The sequence below is a fragment of the Telluria sp. B2 genome (assembly GCF_051789535.1).
Lineage (GTDB): Bacteria > Pseudomonadota > Gammaproteobacteria > Burkholderiales > Burkholderiaceae_D > Telluria.
On the sequence record NZ_CP196525.1, the window covers coordinates 4,395,731 to 4,419,658 of the forward strand.

Sequence of the window (23,928 nt, forward strand, 5' to 3'; positions counted from 1 at the left end):
CCACATTTTCCAAGGAGAACATAGCTATTTTCCGATGGTTAATGACTCAACGGAAGCGGACAGAAAGCGATAGCGGACACGTGGCTGCGTCTCCTATGGAGAGCAGGGACAACCGATGGGTTTGAGAGGAAATTGCAGAGAGAATGTAGGCTTAGGCCTACAGAATGAATAGAAGTATTTACGGTGTTCGATAGGCGAAACTCTTACACGCTCAGCAGTAGGTTTCAGCCGGCGGCATGTGGATTTTGTAGGGTGGGCACCTGTGCCCACGCGGGATCATGGAAGAAGACCACGCGGCGTTTCATAACACAGCGAACACCGAGGTAATCGGCATTCAAGAGGCCTTGGATCAACCGGTGAGACCGCGTGGACACAGGTGTCCACCCTACAAACCCAACAGGCCAGGGCCAGCAGCCCGGCCCTTACACATTTACTTCGCCAGCTCCGCCAGCACCGCCGTGTACATCTGCAGGTTCAGGATCAGCTGCTTGAGCGTGATGAACTCGTGCTCCGAGTGTCCCGTGTACACCTTGCCCGGCATCGCCGGACCGAAGCTGACCGCGTTCGGGAACAGGCGCGAATTGGTGCCGCCGCCGATGGCGATCGGCTTCGGATCCTTGACGCCGGTGAAGTAGGAGAACACGTTCATCAGGACCGGCAACTGGGGCGCATCCCTGCGCACCCAGGGCTCGCTGGTGCGCACGACAATGTTCGACAGCGGCAGGTTGCGGCCCTGCCACTGGGCCAGCGCCGCGTTCACCTCGTTGGTCAATTGCTCGATGCTCTTGCCCTGCGGGCGGCGCAGGTTGATCGAGACTTCGATGCCGTCCTCGCGCTGGCGGATCACGGTCGGCGCCACCGTCATCGGGCCCATGAAGCCGTCGCGGTAGGCGATCGCGCCGAACTTCTCGCCGTACAGGCTTGTCCCCACCATCTCGTTCAGGTAGTTGACGACGCCGCCGGCCGTGGTGTTCGGCCAGGAGCGCACCGCCAGCGCATCGGCCAGCATGGCGACCGCGTTGACGCCGTCTTCCGGCTTGGACGAGTGCGCGGACAGGCCGTGCGCGTGCACGTGCAGCTCCGTCCCTTGCCATGCGAATTCGTAGCGCATGCCCTCCTGCTTCGCGCCGCGCGCCCTGACCTGGGCTTCGAGCGCGGGAGTGGCATTCGCGATGACGGCGCTGGCGTCCTCGGGAATCTGGGTGTTGAAGAATCCGCCCGCAAAGGCCGACACATACGGCTCGCCCGGCGGCGGGGTCGCCGCGCCGACCTTCGGCAGGGTCACCGCGATCGTGCCCGAGGCCTTCTCGGCCACCACCGCCGGGTATTCGGCGTCGAGCGTGATGCTCACCTGTGGCGGATCGTGGGTCTTGAGGAACTCGACCAGCGGCTGCCAGTCCGATTCCTCGCCCATGTAGACATAGAGTTCGATGCGTTTGGACAGCGGCAGCTGCTGGTCCTTCAGCGACTTCATCGCGTATAGCGCGGTCGCGATCGGGCCCTTGTCGTCCTCGGCGCCGCGCGCCAGGAGTTTACCCGGCTCGCTGGTCTGGTCCAGCTCGAAGGGCGACTTCTTCCATTTCTTCGGGTCGACCGGCTGGACGTCGCCGTGGGTCACGATGCCGACGCGCTGCTCGCCCTCGCCCATGCCGATGACGACCACCCAGCCATGGTCGGCGAAATCGAAACCGAGACGGGTTGCCTCGGTTTTCAGGGCGTTCTTGAAGGCGATGTGCTGGGGATTCCGGTCCGAGGGAACATCCGGGTTGGCGACCGTGTTGTAGCTGACCAGCTTGGCGAGGGTGTCGACCACCGCCGTGCGGTAGGTCGTGGCCGCGTACTTGGCGGCCTTGACGGCGGCCTCGCCCGGGATGGCGCCGGTGGTGGGCGGCGCGTCGGCGCTGGCGTGCGCCGCGCAGGCCAGCAGCAGGCTGGCGAGGATGGTTCTTTTCATGTTGTGCCGTGTCTCCATTGCAAAGGCGCAAGAAGTCTAGCACAGCACCTTGCGCCAGGCCGGCCGCCAATCCGGTATCGTATCGACCATCGAAGAACTACCAGAGCCCAGCCATGAGCGACAAGACCGTACGCCGGATCCACCCGGCACTGCGCGACGATATCGGCGACCTGATCACCCAGCGTCCGGTGCCCAGCGCCCACCTCGACCAGATCGATCCCTTCCTGTTCCTGAACCACCACGGCCCCCAGACCTATCCGCCGCACAACCGCGGCCTGCCCTTCGGCCCACACCCGCACCGCGGCTTCGAGACCGTCACCTTCATCCTCGACGGCATGCTGATGCACAAGGACAGCGCCGGCTACGAGAGCATCATCCGCGCCGGCGGCGTGCAGTGGATGACGGCCGGCAGCGGCCTGGTCCACGCGGAGATCTCGCCGCCCGAATTCCTGGAAAGCGGCGGTCCGCTGGAGATCCTGCAGCTCTGGATCAACCTGCCGCCCCACCTGAAGATGACCCAGCCGGCCTACACCGGCCTGCAGAAGGACGACATCCCCGCCCTGGCGCTCGATGGCGGCAAGGCGACCATGCACCTCGTGTCCGGCGCATGGGAGGGCACGACCGGCCCGGTACGGTCCCTGACCGGCGTCTTCATGAGCACCATCGCCATGCAGGCGGGAGCGCGGGTGCGGGTGCCGAACCTGGCGCGCCGCAACGTCTTCCTCTACATCGTGCGCGGCGCCCTCCAGGCCGGCAACTACAACGACCGCCTCGGCGCCTTCCACCTCATCGAACTGACCGGCGAAGGCGACGAAATCGGGCTCGTCGCGATGGAGGACAGCTTCATCCTGTTCGGCCATGCCGAGCCGATCGGCGCGCCGGTGGTGTCGCACGGTCCTTTCGTGATGAACTCGCGCGCCGAGATCGAGCAGGCGATCCGCGACTACCAGGCCGGGCGCTTCGGGCCGCCGATGTAGGGCGAGCGCTGTCGCCGGGGCGCCGGCGCAGCCGTGGCGCTGCGTCGGCGCGGCCTGGATTACAGTAGACGGGTCAACAACTCCTGCGAGACCCGAGCATGCAAGCTGTTCCCTCAGTTGTCCCACTGGTTGCCACCACGCGTGGCTATCCTTCCACCGGCTACACGGTAGAAAACGTGCACGCCGGCTCGGTCGCCGTCGTCGACACCAGCGGCCGCCTGCTGGCCTGGGCCGGCGATCCCCAGTACCAGACCTTCACCCGTTCGGCCCTGAAGCCCTTCCAGGCCCTGCCCTTCCTGCTCTCGGGCGGCCCCGAGAAATTCGGCCTGGCCGAGGAAGAACTGGCGCTGCTGTGCGCCAGTCATTCGGGCGAGGAAAAGCACCTCGCCGGCGTGCATGCCATCCTGGACAAGATCGGCATGAAGGTGGAGCACCTCGAATGCGGCTGCGCCGTGCCCCTGTACTACGACTTCGTGAACCTGCCGGTGCCGATCGACCGCCAATGGACGGCCGCCCACCACAACTGTTCCGGCAAGCACAGCGGCTTTCTCGGCTGGTGCCGCCTGCACGGCGCGCCGACCGCCAATTATGTCGACCCGGACCACCCGCTGCAGCGCGCGATCCGCGCCACGCTGGCCGACGCGGTCGACCTGCCGGAGTCGAGCATGCCGGTCGGCATCGACGGCTGCTCGGCGCCGAACTACGCCCTGCCCCTGGCCCGGCTGGCCCACCTCTACGCGCGCCTGGCGCAGGGGGCGCAGGATCCGCGCCTGGGCCAGGCCCTGGGACCTTTGTTCGACGCCATGACCCATCGCCCCGACATGGTGTCCGGCACCGAGCGGACCGACCTGGTCTGGATGACGGCGGGCGGCGGCGACTGGGTGGCCAAGGTCGGGGCCGACGCGGTGCAGGCGTTCGGCATCCGCTCGGCCGGGATCGGCATCGCCATCAAGATTGCCGACGGCAACAGCCGCGGCATGCACACGGTCACCTACAACGTGCTCGAGCAACTGGGCCTGCTGGACGAGGCGAAACGCACGGTGCTCGAACGCTTCCGCCGGCCGGAAATCCGCAATGCGCGCGGCACGCTGGCGGGCGACATCCGGCCGCTGTTCACGCTGCAGCGCGCCTGACTCGTTCTACGCCGTATCGTACGCGGGCACGGACGGGTTTGGTCTTACGATGGCTTCATCCTGTTCGATGGAGCTGTCCACATGCACCTGACCCGAGCGCCCGCGGCGTCGCGCCTGCTGCACGCCTTCCTTTTCCTGCCGCTGCTGCCGCTCCTGCTGCTGGGCGGCTGCGCCACCACGCTGTCGCACGACGAGGCGCAGGCGGTGGCCGGCAAGACCTATGTGATCACCGGCGCGTCGAGCGGCTTCGGGCGCGGCGTGGCGCTCAAGCTGGCGGCCATGCGCGCCAACGTGGTGCTGGCCGCGCGCCGCACCGAGGTGCTCAACGAGGTCGCGGCCCAGGCCAGGGCTGCCGGCGGCACTCCGCTGGTGGTGACCACCGACGTGGCCAGGCCCGAGGACGTGCAGCGCCTGGCGGCCGCCACCGTGGAACGCTTTGGCCGCATCGACGTCTGGATCAACAATGCCGGCGTCGGCGCCATCGGCGAATTCGACAAGATTCCACTGGAAGACCACGCGCGCGTCGTCGACGTCAACCTGAAGGGCGTGATCTACGGCAGCCACGTGGCGCTGCGCCAGTTCCGCCAGCAGGGCCATGGCGTCCTGATGAACATCGGCTCGGTGGAAAGCGAGGTGCCGCTGGCCTACCACGCCTCCTACGCCTCGACCAAGGCCGCGGTGCTAAGCCTGGGCCGCGCGCTGCGCGAGGAACTGCGCCTCGCGGGCCAGGACAGGATCGCGATCACCACCGTGCTGCCCTGGGCGGCCGACACGCCCTTCTTCGAACATGCCGCCAACTACAGCGGCCACGCGCCGCGCATGGCCCTGATGGACGATCCGGACAAGGTGGTCGACATCATCGTGCGCGCCACGGTCTACCCGCGCGAAGAAGTGCCGGCCGGCTGGAAGGCGCGCGGCGCCTACTGGTCGCACCGCATTGCGCCCGACATCACGGAACGCATCTCGGCGAACATTGCCCACACCGAGCAGTTCGAAAAGGCCGGGCCGGCGCCGGACGGCAGCAATGCCGTGCACCAGCCGACGCCGGGCGGCACGGGCGTGGACGGCGGCGTGCGGGCGCGCATGGAGAAAGAAGATGCTGCGCGCAAGGCTGGGCAATAACTGGAATACGCGGCCTGATCCGTAGGGTGGGCACCCCGTGCCCACGCGGACGCTCGAACGGTGTTGGCATCTTTCGCGCCGCGCCGGTCGATCCACGTTGGCGTCTCGAATGATCATTCGGTAGCGCGACCAATTGTCATCCGGCGCGATACGTACAAAAGCCAACATTGCGGCACGTTCCGCGTGGGCACGTCATTGATGCCCCCGGCATCAATGACCCCACCCTACGAGAACCCGCCCCGGCTTACTCGATCATCCGCCTGATCATCCCCGCCAGCGGATCGAGCACCGCATTGTCCTGCCAGTACGCATTGTGCGACAGCGGATTCCAGCTCTTGAGCATCCAGGCCACCGCACCCTGCCCCGCGTTGATCGCCCGGTCCTGCACCAGCAGCCGGTAGCCCTCGGACAGCGGCTGCAGCGGCCAGCCGAGCACGTCGTCCGGGTCGTACAGGTTCAGCCACTGGAACATCGGCGTCGGCGGCGCGATCGGCTTGATCTGCATCTCCTTGTGCGCCGCCACGAAAATCGGGATATTGCAGCCGGTCGTCAGCATGCCCGTACAGATGCCGCCCGCGAGGTAGTGCTTTTCGTGCTCGCTCAGGACCCGCCCCACCGCCGCGCGCGCCCAGCCGTCGATGTCGCGCCAGACCCCGACCTGGACCTGCCCGCCGGCCAGCGCCTTCTGGGCGTCGTACAGGTAGCTCGACAGGACCTGGCAGCCCAGCGAATGCGCCAGGAACACCACCGGCATGGCCGGGTTGGCGGTGCAGGCGCCGAGCAGGTTGCGCGCGATCTCGCCCTGGGCCAGTTCGTAGACCGAGCCCGGGCTTTCCTTGCGGTTTTCCAGCCCGGCGGCGTCGGCGAAGCCGAACAACATGAACTTGCGAAGATCGTCGTAGTGCACCTTGCTCTGGCGGTCGACGCGGTTCCAGACCGTCTGCTCGTTCTTCTGCAGGATGTCCTGGTAGTACACCGAATAGCAGGCCAGGCGCTCGCGCAAGGCGGGACCGAGCCGCGCGCGCATCTGCCCGAACACGCCCGCCGCGTAGTCGCGGGGCGTTTCGCCCATTCCATGGACGGTGACGAGTGCAACAGTGGGCATGGCGGCCTCCCTGGGAGTGATGTCGGAATCCTCCTTATCGATTAAGCAGATTCCTGATGTCAGCTTAACACCGCAACAGCCGCGCATGCACGCGCACGCACGTACACCTCACACTCCGCTCGTTGTCGCTTTACGCATACGTGTTGCCGAGATTAAAATAGATAGCTATCTATCGATTAACTGGCTAATCATGTCACACCTACCCGATCCGACGCCGGCCGAACGCTTCGCCGTCGCGCTGCACAACACCGCGCGCTACTGGCGCATTGCCCTCGACGCGCGCCTGAAGGACCTTGGCGTCGGCCAGTCGGGCTGGATGACGATCGCCATGATCGCCAAGGCGAAGGAACCGCTGTCGCAGCGCGCCCTGGCCGACCTGCTCGGCATCGAAGGGCCGTCGATCGTCGCCATGCTCGACCGCCTCGAGCGCGGCGGCCTGGTGCGCCGCGCTCCCAGCCCGCTCGACCGCCGCGTCAAGCTGGCGCACCTGACCGAGGACGGCCGCGCGCTCTACGCCAAGGTGCGCAAGGAGGCCGACGCCTTCCGCACGAGCATGCTCGACGGCGTCGACCCGGACACGCTGGCCGCCGCCACCGCCCTGCTCGAAACCCTGCGCGCGCGCATCGAGGACCAGCTATGAGCAGCGCCGCCGGCGCGCCTCCGGGGCTGCCGCCGGGACTGCCGCAACCGGCACCGAATCCGCCCCTGAACCGGCGCATGATCACGATCTCGATCATGCTCGCCACCATCATCCAGGCGCTCGACGGCACGATCGCCAACGTGGCCCTGCCGCACATGCAGGGCAGCCTGTCGGCCTCGACCGACCAGATCACCTGGGTGCTGACCTCCTTCATCGTCGCCGCCGCGATCGCCACACCGCTCAATGGCTGGCTGGTCGACCGCTTCGGCCTGAAGAAAGTGTTCCTGGTCTCGGTAGCCGGCTTCACCATCGCTTCCGTCCTGTGCGGGATTGCCGGCTCCCTCACCGAAATCGTCGCCGCACGCGTGCTGCAGGGCGTGTTCGGCGCGGCCCTGGTGCCGCTCTCGCAGTCGGTCCTGCTCGACATCAACCCGCGCGAAAAGCACGGCTCGGCGATGGCGGTGTGGGGCATGGGCGTGATGATCGGTCCCATCCTCGGGCCGACGCTCGGCGGCTGGCTGACCGACAGCTACAACTGGCGCTGGGTCTTCTTCATCAACGTGCCGGTCGGGGCGCTGGCCTTCTACGGCATCTGGCGCTACATCCGCCCCACGCCCGCGCAGCGCCGCGTGAAGTTCGACAGCTTCGGTTTCATTACGCTCAGCCTGGCCATCGGCGCGCTGCAGATGCTGCTCGACCGCGGCGAACAGAACGACTGGTTCGAATCCGGCGAGACCTGGATCGAAGCGGTGCTGCTGGCCCTGAGCCTGTCGTACTTCATCGCCCACACCGCCCTGCGCCCGGCCGGCCAGTCCTTCCTCGACTACCGCCTGCTGAAGAACCCGAACTACGTCACCGGCCTGTTCCTGATCTTCATCGTCGGCATGGTGCTGTTCGCCACCCGCGCGCTGATGCCGACCATGCTGCAGGGCCTGATGGGCTATCCGGCGGCGTTGGCGGGCCTGGTCACGGCTCCCTCGGGCCTGGGCACCATGCTCGCCATGCTGGTGGTCGGGCGCCTCACCGGCAAGGTCGATTTCCGCATCCTGCTCGCTACCGGCTTCGCCATCACCGCCTTCTCGCTGTGGCAGATGACCGGCTACACGCTGGTGATGTCGCAGTCCGACATCGTCTGGCCCGGCATCATCCAGGGCATCGGCCTGGGCCTGGTGTTCGTGCCGCTGTCGGCGGCGACCTTCGCCACCCTGTCGCCGCAGATGCGCGCCGAAGGCACGGCCCTGTACAGCCTGATCAGGAACATCGGCAGCAGCATCGGCATCGCCCTGGTCCAGACCCTGCTGGTGCGCAATACCAGCACGGTGCACGCGGAACTGGCCAGCCGGGTCCACAACGCCAACCCGGCGCTGCAGGACCCGGCGAGCGTCTACAACATGGCCAGCGAGGCCGGCGCCGCCCTGATCAACAACGAGATCACGCGCCAGGCCTCGATGATCGCCTATGTCGACGACTACTGGCTGATGATGCTGCTCACCGCCGCCGTGATCCCCGCCCTGCTGCTGATCCGTCCGCCGAAGCGCCAGGATGCGCCGGCCCAGGTCGACCACGCGGCCCTCGATTAACCATGAAAGCCCAGACCATCGTGCGACACTTCCCACTCACTCTTTTGGCAGCCGCGGTGCTGGCCGGCTGCGTGCATGTGCCGGCCGATACCGGCGCGGCCAGTGCGCCGGACTTCGCGCATGCCCAGCATGCCGCCGCGATCGACCTCGGCCAGGATGCCTGGCCGGTCGAGCGCTGGTGGCGCGACTACGGCGACACCCAGCTCGATGGCCTGGTCGAACAGGCCTTGAACGCCAGCCCGACCCTGGCCGCTGCCCGGGCCCGCTTTGCCGTCGCCCAGGCCGCGCTGCAAGGCGAGCAGGCCGCAGGCAGACCGCAGGCCGGTCTCGGCGCCGGCCTGAACCGCCAGCGCTACTCCGCCAACGGCCTGCTCCCCGAACCGATCGGCGGCAGCTGGTACACCGACGCCACGCTGCAGGCGCGCGCCAGCTATGACCTCGACTGGTGGGGCAAGCACCGCGCCCAGGTCGCGGCCGCCGTCGGCGAGGCCAATGCCGGCGCCGCCGAAGCGGCCCAGGCGCGCCAGGCCCTCGCTGCCAGCGTGGCCCAGTCCTACTTCCGCCTGCAGAGCCTGTGGGCGCGGGCGGACAATCTCGCGGCCTTGATGGCGGTGCAGCGCGCCCTGCTGGCCGACCGCAACGCGCGCCTGGCCCACGGCCTGGCCACCGTCGATGCCCAGCGCGGCGTCGAACTGGAACTGGGCAAGACCGTGGAACAGGCCGAGCTGCTGCGCACCCAGGCCGCACGCGAACGCGAGTTCCTGCGTGCGCTGGCCGCCGCCGGCCCGGAGGACCTGGCTACCCTGCAGCGGCAGGCGCCGCGGCTGACTGCGAATGCCCTGCCGCGCGAGCTGGGCATCGAACTATTGGCGCGCCGTCCCGACCTGCAGGCGGCGCGCTGGCGCGTCGAGGCGGCGCTGGGCCGCGTGCGCGCCAGCGAAGCGGCCTTCTATCCGGACCTGAACCTGGCCGGCTCGCTTGGCCTGAACTCGATCTCGCTCGGCAAGCTGCTGCGCGGCGCCAGCCGCACCATGCTGGCCGGCGCGACGCTGGAGCTGCCGCTGTTCGATGCCGGACGCCTGGAAGCGGGCCTGGGCATCGCCCGCGCCGAACGCGACGCCTTGCTGGCCGAGTACAACGACGCCGTGCTCGCCGCCGTGCGCGACGTCGCCGCCGAAGGCGCCACGCTGCAGGGCATCGAGCGAGAAATGGCCGCCCATGACCAGGCCGAACAGGCTGCCGCGCATCTGGTGGCGAGCGCCGAGACGCGCCTGAAGCGCGGCCTGGCCGAGCGCTCGTCCGTCCTCCAGGCGCGGCTGGAAACCCTGCGCCAGCGCGACGGCGCCCTGCAACTGCAGGACGCGAAGCTTCAATCCCAGGTGGCGCTGGTGCGCGCCCTCGGCGGCGGCTACCGCGCTGCGCCCACGACTACCGCGGCCGCCCCCGCATCGACCCGACAACATTGAACACGCATCCATGACTACCGAAACCACCCCGAACCCGAACAAGCGCAAGGCCGTCCTGCTGGGCATCACCGGCGTGTTCGCCCTCGCCGGCATCGCCTACGGCGCCTATTACACGTTGGTGCTGTCGCAGCGCGTCGAGACCGACAACGCCTACATCGGCGGCAATCTCGTCAATGTGTCCGCCCAGGTCGCCGGCAGCGTGGTCGAGATCCGCGCCGACGAAACCCAGCAGGTGCAGGCCGGCGCCGAGATCGTGCGCCTGGACCCGGCCGACGCCGAAGTCGCGCTGGCCCAGGCCGAGGCGCGCCTGGGCAATGCCGTGCGCCAGCAGCGCGAACGCTATTCCAACGTCGAGCAGCTGCTGGCCGTGGTCGAGCAGCGCAAGATCGCCCTGAAGACGGCCCAGGAAGACCTGGCGCGCCGCGCGCCGCTGGCGGCCGAGCAGGTGGTCTCGGGTGAAGACGTGGCCCATGCGCGCCTGGCGGTGGAGGATGCGCGCGCCGCGCTCGACGTGGCCCTGAAACAGGTGTCGGCCGCTCGCGCCGGCCTGGCGGGCGTCGATGCCGCCCATCACCCGAGCGTGCTGGCGGCCAGGGCCGACTACACCCAGGCCTGGCTGGCGGCGCGCCGCAACACCATCGTCGCGCCGGTGTCGGGCTATGTCGCCAAGCGCAGCGTGCAGGTCGGCAGCCGCATCGCGCCGGGTACGCCGCTGCTGTCGGTGGTGCCGCTGGACCAGCTCTGGGTCGACGCCAACTTCAAGGAATCCGAGCTGCGCGACATCCGCGTCGGCCAGCCCGTGAAGATCGAAGCCGACATGTACGGCAGCCAGGTCACCTTCCATGGCAAGGTGATGGGCCTCGCGGCCGGCACCGGCAGCGCCTTCTCCCTGCTGCCGGCGCAGAACGCCAGCGGCAACTGGATCAAGGTGGTGCAGCGCGTCCCGGTGCGCATCTCGCTCGACCCGCAGGAGCTGGCGAAGCACCCGCTGCGCGTGGGCCTGTCGGCCACCGTCGACGTCGACATCAGCAACAAGGAAGGTAGCGCGCTGGGCGCCGTGGCCAGCGCGCCGGCGCACTTCGCGACGAAAGTGTTCGAGCAGCCGCTGCAGCAGGCGCAGGCGGCCACCGATGCGATCGTGGCGCGCAATTTAGCCAACTAGCACACCATGACGGACCTGCTCCTGCCCCGCTACCTGGACGAGATCGCGCGCCTCGACGTGGCACGGATTGCCACGCCGGCGCAGATCCCTCCCGCCTTCCTGCTGGCGCGCGAGGGCCGCTACAGCGTGCACTACATCCCCTTCGAGCATGTGAACACGCGCGCGCGGCTGGTCGTCGTCGGCATCGCGCCGGGCTTCGTGCAGTGGAAGAACGCGATGGCGGAGGCGCAGCGCCAGCTGGCCGCCGGCGCGCCACAGGAAGCGCTGCTGCGCGCCGCCCGCCTCAGCGGCGCCTTCAGCGGCGCCATCCGCCCCAACTTCGTGGCCCTGCTGGACGCCATCGGCATGCAGCGCTGGCTCGGCATCGCCAGCTGCGCCAGCCTGTTCGGCGCGGACGCCGGCCTGGTCCACATCGGCGCCATCCTGCGCCACCCGGTCTTCGTCGACGACAGGAACTACAGCGGCTCGCCCGGCATGGCGAAGGTCCCCTTCCTGCGCGCGCAGGTGCTGCGGTACTTTGCGCAGGAAGCGGCCCAGTTGCCGGACGCGCTCTACATCCCGATGGGCGCCAGCGTGGCGGAAGGACTGGACTGGCTGGCAAGCGAAGGCGTCATCCGGCGCGAGCGCATCCTGCACGGCCTGCCGCATCCGTCGGGGGCCAACGCCGAACGCGTCGCCTATTTCCTCGGGCGGAAAACGCGGGAGACGCTGTCGGCCAAGACCAATGCGGATCAGCTCGATGCGGCGCGCGCCAGGTTGCTGGCGCAGATCGCGGGGCTGGTACAAACCTGAGACGCGTGGTCTCGGACTTGGTTTGAACGCGTGGACGGCGCGGGGGCCGCGTCAAGGCATGCCGCCGGGTGCAGCCGTCCACCCTACGTCCCTGCCGATGCCGGTCCATGCCTTCGTTATGGTGGGCACGGGGCGCCCACCCTACAGATGGGACGGTTCGGGCGAGGACGACCGTAGGGTGGGCGCCCCGTGCCCACCTCTGCACGACCAGCCTCGACGGCCCGGCCCAATCAACGCACCAGCGCAAACCGCTGCCGGTACTCCCGCGGCGTCAACGCCGCCCAGCGTTTGAACACCTTGCTGAAGGTCGCCGCATCCTCGTAGCCGCAGCGGGCGGTGATCTCCTCCAGCGACAGGGCGGTGGTCTCCAGCAGCGCCTTGGCGCGCTCGACGCGCAACTGCTGCGCATACTGCACGGGACTCAGGCCCAGCGCCTCCTGGAAGCGCCGCAGCAGCGTGCGCTGGCTGGTGGCGCAGTGCGCGGCCAGTTCCGCCATCGTCCAGGCCTGGTCGAGCCGGGCGTTGAGCCAGCGCCGCGCGCGTTCGATGGTCGGGTGGCCGGCCTGGGCCACGATGGCGTCCGCCACGTACGGCGCCTGGCTGGCGCGGTTGGCGTCCATCACCATGATCTTGGCGGTCAGCTGGCGCAGTTCCTCGCCGCCGAAGTGGCCGACCAGCCACAAGACCAGGTCCAGGGTCGAGCCGACGCCGCCCGAGGTGACACAGGCGCCGTCCTGCACCACCAGCGCCTCGGCATCGAGTTCGACCCGCGGGAACTGCTGGCGGAACCAGGCCGACAGCCACCAGCTCGTGGTCGCGCGGCGGCCATCGAGCAGGCCCGTGCGCGCCACCAGGCTGGTGCTGGAGCAGCTCGACACCAGCAGGCCGCCGCTGGCCGCGTAAGCGGCGATCGCGGCCCGCTCCGGCGCCAGCGCGTCGAGCGTGCGCGCCAGGTCGTGCGAGGAGTCGTGCGCGATGCCCGGCACGATCAGGGCGTCGATGTGCGCCCCCGCCAAAGGCGCCAGCGCGAACGCCAGTCCGTCGACCGTGAGCGCGGGCTCGCCGCGCGCGCCCAGCCACTCGCCTTCGAAACGCACGCGCTTGGCCGCGGGTCGATAACCGGACAGGGTATTCGCGATGCGCAGCACGTCGAGCGGCACCACGGCGCTGCTGCGCAGGCAGCCGGGAAAGGCCAGCACGCCGATATGGATGGTCATGGGACGATGCTTCATGTGGCGGATTACACCATAAGATTGTCGATTCCGCCAATGGCTGGGCCGGCGGTCGCCTTCGATAATCACCTCCGTCACAACACACATGGAGAACCGATGAGCACCTATCCCGCCTGGCAGGCTTTCGCCTGCGCCCTGATCGCCCTGTTTGCCAAGACCACCGCCACCAGCATGCTGCAAGTGGTCAGCCGCCTGCGCGCGCGCACTTTCCTGCTGCCGGAAGACGCCGCGATGCTGCGCGTGCGTCCGGTACCCGAGGAAGCCGCGATCGTGCGGCGCTGCGCCGCGGTGTGGCGCAACGATGTCGAGAACCTGCCGCTGTTCCTGGCCCTGGCCCTTGCCTGGACGCTGTCGGGCGCGCCGGCCTTCGAGGCCTGGCTGCTGTTCGGCGCCTATGTATCCCTGCGCTACCTGCACACCGGCGCCTATCTCGCCGGTCTGCAGCCCTGGCGCGCCCTGCTCTACCTGGCCGGCCTCGGCGTATGCTGGACGATCGCCGTACGCCTGGCGATGCGCGTGGCTGGAGCCTGAACGGCGCCTAGCCTGCCCGTTCCGCAGCGACCGTCTGCAGGATCTTGACCAGCGCCGCCATGTCGATCGGCTTGACCAGGTGATGCGCGAAGCCGGCTTCGACCGCGCGCTGGCGGTCGCGCGCCTGGCCGTAGCCGGTGGCGGCGATGAGCACCGTGTGGCGCGTTTCGCGCTGTCCGCGCAGCAGCCCGGCAAGCTGGTAGCCGTCCATGTCTGGCAGGCCGATATCGACCAGCATCGCGTCCGGCCGCTCGCTGGTGGCGCGGCGCAGCGCCGCCATCGCCGTGTATTCCACCATCACCGTGTGGCCCTGGGCCTTGAGCAGGGTCGCCAGGCTGTCGGCCGCGTCCTCGTTGTCGTCGACCACGATCAGGCGCAGGCGCTTTCTCGGCGCCGGTTCCACGCCGCCGCCCTGCACCGAGCCAGTCGCCGCCGCGCCAGCTTCGCCCGCCGCCAGGCAGGGCAGCTCGATGGTGAACACGCTGCCCTTGCCCACGCCCGCGCTCCAGGCCGCCACGCTGCCGCCGTGCAGCTCGACCAGTTTCTTCACCAGCGCCAGGCCGAGACCGAGGCCGCCCTGCGAGCGCGCCAGCGTGCGCGCGCCCTGGGTGAACAGTTCGAACACGCTCGGCAGCAGGTCGGGCGGCATGCCCGAACCGTTGTCGCGCACGCGCAGGCGCAGGCGCTGGCCGTCGCTTTCCAGTTCGGCGGCAATCGCCCCTCCCTGGGGCGTGTACTTGGCGGCGTTGTTCAGGATGTTGGCGACCGACTGGGTCAGGCGCGTCTGGTCGCCGCGCACGCGCAGCGGCTTTGGCGGCAGGGCCACCTCGATGCGGTGGCGCTTCTCTTCGATCAGCGGACGGGTCTGGTCGAGGGCGCTGCGCACCACGTCGCGGAAATCGACCTCGCCCAGCTGCAGCGTGACCAGCCCGCGCGTCACGCGCGAGACGTCCAGCAGGTCATCGATCAGGCGGCTCATGTGGCGCACCTGGCGCGAGATGATCGCGCTGGTCTGGCGGATGCGCGGCTCCTCGGCAAACTGGATGCTGAGCAGGCTGGCCGAACTGCTGATCGGGGCCAGCGGGTTGCGCAGCTCGTGCGCCAGCATCGCCAGGAACTCGTCCTTCATGCGGCTCATGCGCTCGGCCTCGACGCGCGCCGTGCGTTCGCTCTGCAGCAGCGCGTCGCGCTCGAGCGCCGACTTCTGCGCCACCTCGTACAGGCGCGCATTGTCCATCGCCACCGCGGCCTGGGCTGCGACGCCGGCGACGATGCGCTCGGTGCGGTCGGTGAACACGCCCGGCTCGGGATGGCCGAAGATCAGGCCGCCCATCACGGAACCGGAGCGCGACACCACCGGCACCGCGAGGTAGCTGCGCACCGGCAGGTGACCGGCCGGCATGCCGTGGTGCGGCCCGGCCTGGCCGTAACGCGGATCGAGCGTGATGTCGGCGCTGCGGATAGGCGCCTGGGCGTGGAAGGTCGGGTTGAACAGCCCGGTCGGGCGCGGCGCGCCCAGGTGCGCGAAGTCCTCGCGCGCGGCGCCCGAGAGCGTGTACAACTTCATGACTTCGCCATCGTCGCCGACGCCGTTGTAGAAGAAGGCGCCGAAGCGCGCCCCGCTCAACTGGGTGCCGGCGTCGGTGATCGCCTGCAAGAGCGTGTTCAGGTCGAGCGTCGAGGCCAGCGCCTGGCCAGTGCGGTTGAGCACTTCGAGGATGCGCGTCTCGTCGCGCAGCGTCTCTTCCACGCGCGCGCGGCGCAGCGCTTCGCGCGTCTGGCGCGCCACGTCCTCGGCCAGCAGCACCTCGCGCTCGCTCCAGTTGCGCGCCAGCGGCTCGTGCAGGTAGAAGATCGCCGCCAGCCGGCCGCCTTCGATGATCGGCACGATGACCATCGCGCGTGCGTCGATGCTCGCATAGCCGGCGGCATAGGGCGCGGCGCGCGGGTCGGCCGCGATGTCGTCCAGGCGCAGCACCTTCCCTTCGCGCAGGTGATCGATGATGGCGGGACCGAAGCTGTCGAGCGGACGCGTCTCGCCCGCCACGCTGGCGATGCTGCCATCGGTCCAGTCGCGCTCGACGCTGACATGGCGGCCGCTGGCGTCGATCTCGCCGTAGCCGACGCGTCCCACCGCGAAATGCCTGCCCATCAGGGTGCTGGCGGCTTCCATGATCGCGACCGGGTCGGTCAGCTCGCGCAGCACGGCGCTCAGTTCCAGCTGGAAGCCGTGCTGCTGCGCCGCCAGCACGCTGGCCGTGGTGTCGGTCAGCACGCAATACACGCCGGCGCTGCGCTCGCCGTCGTGCACCGGCGAGAGCGACAGCGTCACGTACACTTGCCGGCCGCGCCTCCTGCCGCTGTTGCCGCCTTCGATGCCGTCGCTGAACTGCACGTTCTCCAGCAGCACGCTCTTCCCCGCCAGCGCGCTGTCCACCACCGGCATGATCGCCGCCCACTCGTCGGTGCAGACGCTGGCCAGCGGCTGGCCATGGGCCTGCGGGTGCCGCTCGCCGAGCAACGCGGCGCAGGTCTCGTTGTAGACCACGCGCAGCTCCGGACCCCAGGCCACGAACATCGGGAAGCGCGAGCCGAGCATCAGGTCCATGATGGCGCCTAGCGGCGCCGGCCAGCTCGCGCGCTCGCCAAACGGCATCCCTGCGGGCGCCCCCGCGTGCAGGAGCGGACGCATGCCTTCGCCTTCGGCACTGGCAAGCGCGGAATCGATCACAGTAGTCATTCAGGTCCCTGTCGTCACCTTGCGGGGCGCGCATGGCTTATCTTCTAAACAAATAATTATATCCGGCGCTGCCGACTTTCAAGGTTCGGCGGCGACACGTGATAGCGTCATGCGCAGTGGGTAGAACGGCGAAGGAACCCGTGCCGGAACGCTCAGGCGTGCTCCACCGAGAAGCGGAAGCGCGACTCGGTCTCGTAGACCTCGCCGGGGCGCAGGATGGTATTCGGGAAGGCCGGCTGGTTCGGCGAATCCGGGAAGTGCTGGGGTTCGAGGCAGAAGCCGCTGCGGTAGGCGTATGCCTGCCCCTTGCCGTGCAGGGAGCCGTCGAGGAAGTTACCGCTGTAGAACTGCACGCCGGGCTCCTGGGTGAACAGCTCCAGCACCCGGCCCGAGACCGGCTCGACGACGCGGGCGGCGCGCGTCATCGTCTTCCCGGCGGGCTTGTTCAGGGCGAAGCAGTGGTCGTAGCCGCCGCCGTGGCGCAGCTGCTCGTCCTCGTCGTCGATGCGTTCGCCGATGGGATGCGCGCTGCGGAAGTCGAAGGGTGTGCCGGCTACCGGCGCCAGCTTCCCGTAGGGGATCAGGTCGGCGTCGATCGCGATGAAGGCGTCGGCGTCGATGCTCAGGCGGTGATCGAGGATGGAACCGCCGCCGGCCAGGTTGAAGTAGCTGTGCTGGGTCAGGTTAACCGGGGTGGCGCGGTCGGTCACGGCGTGGAAGCGCACGACGATCTCGTTGTCCTCGGTGAGACCATAGCGCACCGTGGCGTCGAGGTTGCCGGGGTAGCCCTGCTCGCCGTCGACGCTGCGGTAGGCCAGCACCAGTTCCGCCCCCTCGATGCGGGCCTGCCACTTCACGCGGTCGAAGCCTTCGGTGCCGCCGTGCAGGTGGTTCTTGCCGTTGTTGACCGGCAGCTGGAAGTCCTGGCCGTCGAGCGTGAAGCGTCCGCGCGCGATGCGGTTGCCGTAGCGGCCGATCAGGGCGCCGAAGTAAGGGCTGTCGCCGCGGTAGGGGTCGAGCGTGTCGAAGCCAAGCGCCACATCGGCCAGGACGCCGGCGCGGTCGGGCACGTGGATTTCGGTGATGATGCCGCCGAAGTCGAGGATCCTCACGGTCATGCCGCCGGCGTTCGTGAGCGTGAAAACGCTGACCTGCTCGCCGTTGGGGAGCATACCGAAGGGGGCTTGCTGGATGGGGGCTTGCACGGTGTCGGTCCTGTGGTGGTGTTGGGACCGATGCTAGCACGGAGCCGGGATGGGTTTGCGCAGGTTTGCCTGCGGGAAGTGGGCGGCTGCGGCATGCTGGCTGGCGCGGACGGTGGCGGGCCGGCGTTGATGAACCTGACGCAGTCATGCGGGCGGTGTACCGCGTGGGCTCGAGAGCCCACCCTACGCCCTTGCGGAAGCCGCCAATGAAAACGGGGCCTGCGCGATGCAGGCCCCGTTCATTCAATCGTAGGAATCAGAACTCTTCCCAGTCGCCGTCGGCGCCGATTGTTGCCGGCTGCTTCAGTGCCGGCTTGCGCGACGCTGGAACCGGCGTCGGGCGCACGGCAGGCCTGGCCAGTACCGGGCGCGTCGATGCCGGACGGCCCGATGCCGGACGTGAGACAGGCGCGGCTGCCGCCTGCACGGCGTCGCCGGCGTCGACGCGGAACACGCTCACCGCCTCGGCCAGCCTGGCGGCCTGCTCCTGCATCGACGCCGAAGCGGCGGCGGCCTGCTCCACCAGCGCGGCATTCTGCTGGGTCACCTGGTCCATCTGGGCCACGGCTTCGTTGATCTGCTCGATGCCGGCGGTCTGCTCCACGCTGGCGGCGGTGATCTCGCTCATGATGTCGGTCACGCGGCGCACGCTCTCGACGATCTCGTTCATGGTCGCGCCCGCCTCGTTCACCAGCTTGCTGCCCGCCTGCACCGCCTCGGTCGAGTCGCCGATCAGGCCCTTGATCTCCTTGGCAGCCGCGGCCGAACGCTGGGCCAGGTTACGGACCTCGGTCGCCACCACGGCGAAGCCGCGCCCCTGTTCGCCGGCACGCGCCGCCTCCACCGCGGCGTTCAGCGCCAGGATATTGGTCTGGAAGGCGATGCCGTCGATGACGCCGATGATGTCGGCGATCTTCCCGGACGAGGCGTTGATCCTTTCCATCGTGCCGACCACCTCGTCGATCACGCGGCCGCCGCGCTCGGCGACATGGGAGGCCGTTTCGGCCAGGCTGTTGGCCTGGCGGGCGTTGTCGGCGTTCTGCTTGACGGTCGAGGTCAGCTCTTCCATCGAGGACGCGGTTTCTTCCAGCGAAGACGCCTGCTGCTCGGTGCGCGAGGACAGGTCCAGGTTGCCGGCCGCGACTTCGTTGGCGGCGGTGCCGATGGTCTCGGTGCCGCTGCGCACGACGCTCACGGTGCGCGCCAGGTTTTCGTTCATGGTCTTCAGGGCCTGCAGCAGCATGCCGGTCTCGTCGCGGGTGGTGACCTCGATGCGGCTGGTCAGGTCGCCGGCCGCCACCGTGTTCGCCACGTCCAGCGCGCGCGCCAGCGGACGGGTGATCGAGCGGGTGTTCCACCACGCGACCAGGGCCGCCATCGCCAGCGACACCAGGGCCAGCACGATCATCATGATGCGGGTCGAGGCCTCGATGTCATGCGCATCCTCGGCCCGTTCCGAGGCGCGCTGCTGCTGGAGCACCAGTTGATCGTTGACCGCTCCCTTCAGCTCGGCAAGGGCGGGGCGCAGCACGCTCTTCAGGAAGTCGCGCGCCCCCTGTTCATCGCCGGCCTCGATGCGCTTGAGCAGTTCCTTCTGGCCCTCGATATATTTGTCATTTGCCGCCAGCATGCGCGCCAGGACTGCCCGCGAATCCGGGCTCACGAGCCTCTTGTCCAGCTGCGCCAGTTTTTCCTGGCTGGCTCCGGTGGAAGCGGCGATTTCCTCGCGCTGCTTCTGGCGGTCGGCCGGGTCGGCGTCGAGCATCATGTTGCGCAGCGCGACGGCCACGTCGTTGATTTCCGCCAGCACCGCACTGGTGGCGTTAATGTTCGGAATGCTGCGCTCGGCCAGATCGGCCGTTCCGGTACTGACGCGCGACACCATCGTGATGCCAAAGATCTGGCTGCCCAGCAGCAGGGCGCCGACGAGGCCGAAGCCGATGGCCAGGCGCTTGGCGATTTTTACGTTTGCGAGATTCATGGGTAAGGACAAATGAAAGCGTCAGGCCGCGTCGGCCATGGAGTTGATCAGGCCCATCTCGGGCGAAGCCATCAGGCGCTCGATGTCGAGCAGGATCAGCATGCGTTCGCCGACCGTGCCCAGGCCCAGCAGGTGGTCGGCATCGATGCCGACGCCCAGTGCCGGCGCCGGACGCACCTGCTCCGGTTCCAGCGTGATCACGTCGGACACGCTGTCGACCACCATGCCGATCACGTGGCGGTCGAAGTTCAGGATGATCACGACGGTGAAGCTGTCGTATTCCGGCTTGCCGAGATCGAACTTGATGCGCATGTCGACGATCGGCACGATCTGGCCGCGCAGGTTGATCACGCCTTTCAGGAAGGCTGGCGCATTGGCGATGCGCGTCACCGCGTCGTAGCCGCGGATTTCCTGCACCTTCAGGATGCTGATTCCGTATTCCTCTTTCCCCAGCCGGAAGGACAGCACCTCCATCTCGGCGGTCTTGCTTGTTTCAGTCACGTTTACTCCAGTATTTTGTGTTGCGGGCGCGGGCGCTTCGACGGCAATTAATTGCCGTATGGAAAGTAGATTACGGCGGGCTGAACTGGAACTCGATGGAGAATTGTTAAGTCGGCGAAAAAATTGTGTCCTTCGCGCGGGCGTATTGCAGGAATGCGACACCCGTGGTCGAGGCGACAATGGCATTGCGTCAAGTTCTTGCCATACTTATACGAGACCTGCCTTGCGCAGGGAGACCGGCGCCATCTGCGGAAGGAAAAGCAAAGGGCGATCGTGTGCAACACGGGTCCGGCCATGGCCGGACCCGTGATCAGGAGTGCAGGAAGAAATCGAAGACGGCGGACGCCTGGAGAACGGCCCCGCCAGGGATGCGGTTGGCCGCCGTGCCGGCCCCGCGAAACTCAGCGCTTGACGCTGCCGAAGGGGTCGCCCTTCTTCCAGGTCGGCATGGCCGGCGCATTCGCCACCGCATAGCCCAGGTTCAGGGTGAACTGGGCCTGCTGCAGCATGCCCGACAGGTCCCACTCGGGGCGATACTCGTCGCTCACCTGGTGGTAATCCTTCTTGTAGCCGACCATCTTCGCGCTGGCCTGGGCCTGCGCGTGCTCGAACTCGAAGTGGCCGTCGCCCGAGAACACCGCCGAACCGACATTAAAGGCCGGCACGCCGGCCTTGGCGAAGCTGAAGTGGTCGGCGCGGAAGTAGGCGCCGGACATGTCGGGAATCGCCGGGGCGAGTTTGAGGCCCATTTTCTTCGCCACGCCGGCGGCAGTCTCGTACAGGCTGCTGCGCTCGGCGCCCGGCACGCCGATGTCCTTCGTTTTTCCAACGAAATTCAGGCTGTCCAGGTTCAAATCGGCGGCGGTCTTCGCCAGCGGCACCACCGGATTGGCGACATAGGCCGCGCTGCCCAGCAGGCCTTGCTCCTCGGCCGCAGGCCACAGGAAGACCTGGGTGCGGCGCGCCGGCTTTTTCACCGCCTCGGCGGCCATCGCCAGCAGCGCGGCGGTGCCGGTGGCGTTGTCGATGGCCCCGTTGAAGACGTGGTCGTGGCCGCTGCCGAGCTTCTCGTCGATGCCGAAATGGTCCCAGTGCGCCGAGTACACGACCGCCTGCTCCTTCAGCTTCGGGTCAAGGCCCGGCACCACGCCGACCACGTTGAACTGCTCGACCTGGCGCACCTTCGATTGCATCTGCACGTGCGCGACGGTCTTCAGCTCGACCGGTTTGAAATCGCGCCGCTCGGCCTGGGCGCGCAGGGTGTCGAGGTCGAAGCCGGCGGCGGCGAACAGCGCGCGCGCGGTGTCTTCGTGCAGCCAGCCCTCGATCGGGTTGCCGGGGCCGGCCAGGCGGAAGCGCTCGTGCGAGAAGCTGTTGGCCGGCACGCTCCAGGCGTAGGAAGCCGAGGGCGTGGTGTGGATCAGCAGCGCGCCCGCGGCGCCGCGGCGTGCCGCTTCCTCGAACTTATAGACCCAGCGTCCGTACCAGGTGTAGGCCTTGCCGGCGAAGCGGTTCGGCTCGTCGGCCGTGGGCTGCGGATCGTCGACCATCATGACCAGGATCTTGCCTTTCACGTCCAGGCCCTTGTAGTCGTCCCACTTCTCCTCGGGCGCAGAGACGCCGTAACCGACGAAGACCAGCGGCGCGTCGAACGCGACGTCGGCCTTGCCGCTGGCGGTGCCGAAGACGATGCCCTCGCCTGGTTTTGGCGCGATGCGCTTGCCACCGGCGTCAAAGCCGACGCTGCCGGAGACCAGCCGCGTGCCCTGGACCGGCACCGGCTGGCGGTAGCTTCCGCCCGGCATGGGCTGCAGGCCGATCGCGGCGGCCTGGGTTTCCAGGTAGCGCACGGCGAGGTCGCCGCCGCGCTGGCCGGTGCCGCGCCCTTCCAGCAGGTCGTCGGCCAGGAAGGACAGGTGGGCGCGCAGCGCCGGCTCCTTCAGGAGCGGGGCTTCCTGGGCAAAGGCGGAAAAGGACAGGCTGAAGGCGGCGCAGGCCGCGGCAAGGACTGGAGTGCGAAGGCGCATCGGGTGTTCCATGAAGTGACGGGAATGGGTAACGTAAATCGCAACATGTTACCGCAGCCGCGCCGCCAGGGTGGGCCCGTCATTGGGACGTCCAGGCTGGACGCCCCATGCGGCGCCGTTCGACTCGACAGTCAGGCCACGGGCCTGCTGTATATGCCGGTTTCAGGCGGGGGCGGCCGCGGCCGGCGGCGCGTTCGCATGCAGGCGCACCGACCAGGTCACGCCGGCGACGAGCAGCACGATCGCGACGATCTCCAGCAGGCGCGGCGCCTGGTCGCGCCAGGCGAAACCGTAGAGCATGGCCGAGACGGTCTCGAACAGGATCAGCTGGCCGGTCAGGGTCACCGGCAGGCGCCGGCTGGCGACGTTCCACAACTGGTTGCCGATCACCGAGGCCCCCAGCGCCAGCAGCAGGTTGCAGGTCCAGAACAGGCCCCAGTCGCGCGCGGGCGCGCCAGACGGAACGGCATCATGCATGAGCATGGCCACCAGGCCGATCGGCAGCGCCACCAGGCCGCTGGCCAGGCCATACAGCGAGGACCATTGCGCGCTGCTGAACTGCGGGTTGCGCTTCAGGTAGCGCGCGTTGTCGATGGCGTACCAGGTCCAGCACGCCAGGGCGCCGCAGGCGCAGGCCACGCCCAGCAGCCTGGTCGCCAGCGAATTGCCGTTCGCCTGGGCATGGCTGAACACGTCGATATTGATGCAGACGATCGCCGCCGCAACCACCGCCAGCGGCGCCAGCAGGCGCGCCAGCGGCACGGCGCCGCGGTCGCGCCGTCCGAGCAGCGTAACCGAGACCGGCACCAGGCCGACGATCAGCGAAGTCGGCGCCACGCCGGCCAGTTGCACGCCGAGCGCGAGAAAGATGTAATAGACGATGTTGCCCGACAGCGCCTGGCGCAGCAGCGCCCGGCAATCCTGCCCGGTGAGGCGGCGCAGCAGCGCCGCCAGGCCGGGCAGCACCAGGCCGAGCGAGATCGCGCCATAGGCGACATAGCGCCCGACCGCCAGCTCGACCGGCGAAAAGCCCGGCAACAGCTCGGGCACGATGAACACCATTCCCCACAAGGCACCCGCCAGCACGCCGCACAGCACACCCTTCAACACAGCCACTCCGATCACGAAACAGCGCAGCCTTGGAGAAGCTACGCAAAGGCAAGATTGTGCCAGACGCGGCGGATTCAGGCGGAAGGGGCGGCGGAAAGCGTCATGGATGCGGTATCGATACGCCGGGAGTTAACGAACAAAGGCCGGGATGCCGATCCACACCCGTATCGGCTATCCCGGCCGGGCAGGCGCCGGACGCAAGGCATCCGGCGGCGCATACCACGTAACGGAAGCTGTCTCGTTACCCCGGCGCACCGGGGAGGACAGGTAGGAACTGAACTACAGGCTTAGCGCTTGTCGTCGTTCTTGTGGCTCTGCGAGCCGGCCTTGGCGTGCTGCTCCGGCGAGCCGCCGCGGGTGCCGCCACCCTGGCCGCCGCCGCTCTGCTGGCTGCCGCCGCCGCTGCTCTGGTTGTTGCCGTCGTTCTTGTGGCTCATCGAGCCTGCACGGCGTGCTTCTTCCGAAGTGAACTCGTGGGCATTGCCCGATGCGTGCGCTGCACGGCCCCCTTCGCTGGCGATTTCGCGCTGCTTCTGCGGATCCATCGATGCGAAACCGCGGTTGCTGGTATCGCCGCTCTGCTTGTTGCCCTGGTTACCGTTGTTACCACCTTGGTTGTTCGATGCCATGATTGCCTCCTTGGTGAGTTAAAAACCCAGCTCGAAATTGG

19 protein-coding genes are annotated in these 23,928 nt (G+C 68.3%); 9 read left to right on the forward strand and 10 right to left on the reverse strand.

The annotated features are described in order from the left end of the window. Positions 1-430: 430 nt before the first annotated feature. Positions 431-1,954, reverse strand: coding sequence for a dipeptidase (locus ACSUZJ_RS19520; RefSeq protein WP_499410935.1), 1,524 nt, complete (start codon positions 1,952-1,954; stop codon positions 431-433). 113 nt (positions 1,955-2,067) lie between these two features. On the opposite strand from ACSUZJ_RS19520, the gene ACSUZJ_RS19525 reads away from it, so the two are divergent. From ACSUZJ_RS19525 to ACSUZJ_RS19535, 3 genes are all read left to right on the forward strand, one after another. Beyond that, on the forward strand, positions 2,068-2,931 hold the full coding sequence (locus tag ACSUZJ_RS19525) for a pirin family protein (RefSeq protein ID WP_499410936.1): 864 nt from the start codon (positions 2,068-2,070) through the stop codon (positions 2,929-2,931). 98 nt (positions 2,932-3,029) lie between these two features. After that, positions 3,030-4,064, forward strand: a complete 1,035-nt coding sequence (locus tag ACSUZJ_RS19530; RefSeq protein ID WP_499410937.1) for an asparaginase — start codon at positions 3,030-3,032, stop codon at positions 4,062-4,064. A gap of 81 nt (positions 4,065-4,145) precedes the next feature. Then, on the forward strand, positions 4,146-5,186 hold the full coding sequence (locus tag ACSUZJ_RS19535; protein ID WP_499410939.1) for an SDR family NAD(P)-dependent oxidoreductase: 1,041 nt from the start codon (positions 4,146-4,148) through the stop codon (positions 5,184-5,186). Between the two features lie 244 nt (positions 5,187-5,430). Here ACSUZJ_RS19535 and ACSUZJ_RS19540 read toward each other — a convergent pair whose 3' ends face one another. Then, positions 5,431-6,291 (reverse strand): hypothetical protein, encoded by an 861-nt coding sequence (locus ACSUZJ_RS19540; RefSeq protein ID WP_499410940.1) that lies wholly within the window; start codon positions 6,289-6,291, stop codon positions 5,431-5,433. Positions 6,292-6,481: 190 nt separating this feature from the next. Here ACSUZJ_RS19540 and ACSUZJ_RS19545 point away from each other — a divergent pair, with 190 nt between their 5' ends. From ACSUZJ_RS19545 to ACSUZJ_RS19565, 5 genes are all read left to right on the forward strand, one after another. Further along, positions 6,482-6,931: a MarR family winged helix-turn-helix transcriptional regulator gene (locus tag ACSUZJ_RS19545; RefSeq protein WP_499410941.1), complete on the forward strand. Its 450-nt coding sequence runs from the start codon at positions 6,482-6,484 to the stop codon at positions 6,929-6,931. Positions 6,932-7,008: 77 nt separating this feature from the next. Continuing rightward, entirely contained in the window at positions 7,009-8,511 is a 1,503-nt protein-coding gene (locus tag ACSUZJ_RS19550) for an MDR family MFS transporter (RefSeq protein ID WP_499416609.1), read from the forward strand. 2 nt (positions 8,512-8,513) lie between these two features. Then, positions 8,514-9,977, forward strand: coding sequence for an efflux transporter outer membrane subunit (locus ACSUZJ_RS19555; RefSeq protein WP_499410943.1), 1,464 nt, complete (start codon positions 8,514-8,516; stop codon positions 9,975-9,977). Positions 9,978-9,987: 10 nt separating this feature from the next. Then, complete coding sequence (locus ACSUZJ_RS19560) at positions 9,988-11,139, forward strand: HlyD family secretion protein (RefSeq protein ID WP_499410944.1); 1,152 nt, start codon at positions 9,988-9,990, stop codon at positions 11,137-11,139. Between the two features lie 6 nt (positions 11,140-11,145). Beyond that, on the forward strand, positions 11,146-11,931 hold the full coding sequence (locus ACSUZJ_RS19565; RefSeq protein WP_499410945.1) for a hypothetical protein: 786 nt from the start codon (positions 11,146-11,148) through the stop codon (positions 11,929-11,931). A gap of 230 nt (positions 11,932-12,161) precedes the next feature. On the opposite strand, the gene ACSUZJ_RS19570 is transcribed toward ACSUZJ_RS19565, so the two are convergent. Next, entirely contained in the window at positions 12,162-13,148 is a 987-nt protein-coding gene (locus ACSUZJ_RS19570; RefSeq protein ID WP_499410946.1) for a GlxA family transcriptional regulator, read from the reverse strand. Between the two features lie 111 nt (positions 13,149-13,259). Here ACSUZJ_RS19570 and ACSUZJ_RS19575 point away from each other — a divergent pair, with 111 nt between their 5' ends. Beyond that, positions 13,260-13,694, forward strand: a complete 435-nt coding sequence (locus tag ACSUZJ_RS19575) for an MAPEG family protein (RefSeq protein ID WP_499410948.1) — start codon at positions 13,260-13,262, stop codon at positions 13,692-13,694. 7 nt (positions 13,695-13,701) lie between these two features. On the opposite strand, the gene ACSUZJ_RS19580 is transcribed toward ACSUZJ_RS19575, so the two are convergent. The 7 genes from ACSUZJ_RS19580 to ACSUZJ_RS19610 all read right to left on the reverse strand — a co-directional run bounded on the left by ACSUZJ_RS19580 (position 13,702) and on the right by ACSUZJ_RS19610 (position 23,887). Further along, positions 13,702-16,434: a hybrid sensor histidine kinase/response regulator gene (locus tag ACSUZJ_RS19580; RefSeq protein ID WP_499410949.1), complete on the reverse strand. Its 2,733-nt coding sequence runs from the start codon at positions 16,432-16,434 to the stop codon at positions 13,702-13,704. Between the two features lie 152 nt (positions 16,435-16,586). Beyond that, entirely contained in the window at positions 16,587-17,639 is a 1,053-nt protein-coding gene (locus ACSUZJ_RS19585; RefSeq protein WP_499410950.1) for an aldose epimerase family protein, read from the reverse strand. 256 nt (positions 17,640-17,895) lie between these two features. Then, entirely contained in the window at positions 17,896-19,620 is a 1,725-nt protein-coding gene (locus ACSUZJ_RS19590) for a methyl-accepting chemotaxis protein (RefSeq protein ID WP_499410951.1), read from the reverse strand. Between the two features lie 21 nt (positions 19,621-19,641). Further along, positions 19,642-20,094 carry a chemotaxis protein CheW gene (locus ACSUZJ_RS19595; RefSeq protein WP_499416611.1) on the reverse strand — a complete coding sequence of 151 codons (453 nt, stop codon included), beginning with the start codon at positions 20,092-20,094 and terminating at the stop codon, positions 19,642-19,644. A gap of 428 nt (positions 20,095-20,522) precedes the next feature. Continuing rightward, positions 20,523-22,148 carry a M28 family peptidase gene (locus tag ACSUZJ_RS19600; RefSeq protein ID WP_499410952.1) on the reverse strand — a complete coding sequence of 542 codons (1,626 nt, stop codon included), beginning with the start codon at positions 22,146-22,148 and terminating at the stop codon, positions 20,523-20,525. A 162-nt stretch (positions 22,149-22,310) separates the two neighbouring features. Then, positions 22,311-23,210: a DMT family transporter gene (locus ACSUZJ_RS19605; protein ID WP_499416613.1), complete on the reverse strand. Its 900-nt coding sequence runs from the start codon at positions 23,208-23,210 to the stop codon at positions 22,311-22,313. A 335-nt stretch (positions 23,211-23,545) separates the two neighbouring features. Further along, positions 23,546-23,887, reverse strand: coding sequence for a KGG domain-containing protein (locus ACSUZJ_RS19610; RefSeq protein WP_499410954.1), 342 nt, complete (start codon positions 23,885-23,887; stop codon positions 23,546-23,548). Between the last annotated feature and the right edge of the window lie 41 nt (positions 23,888-23,928).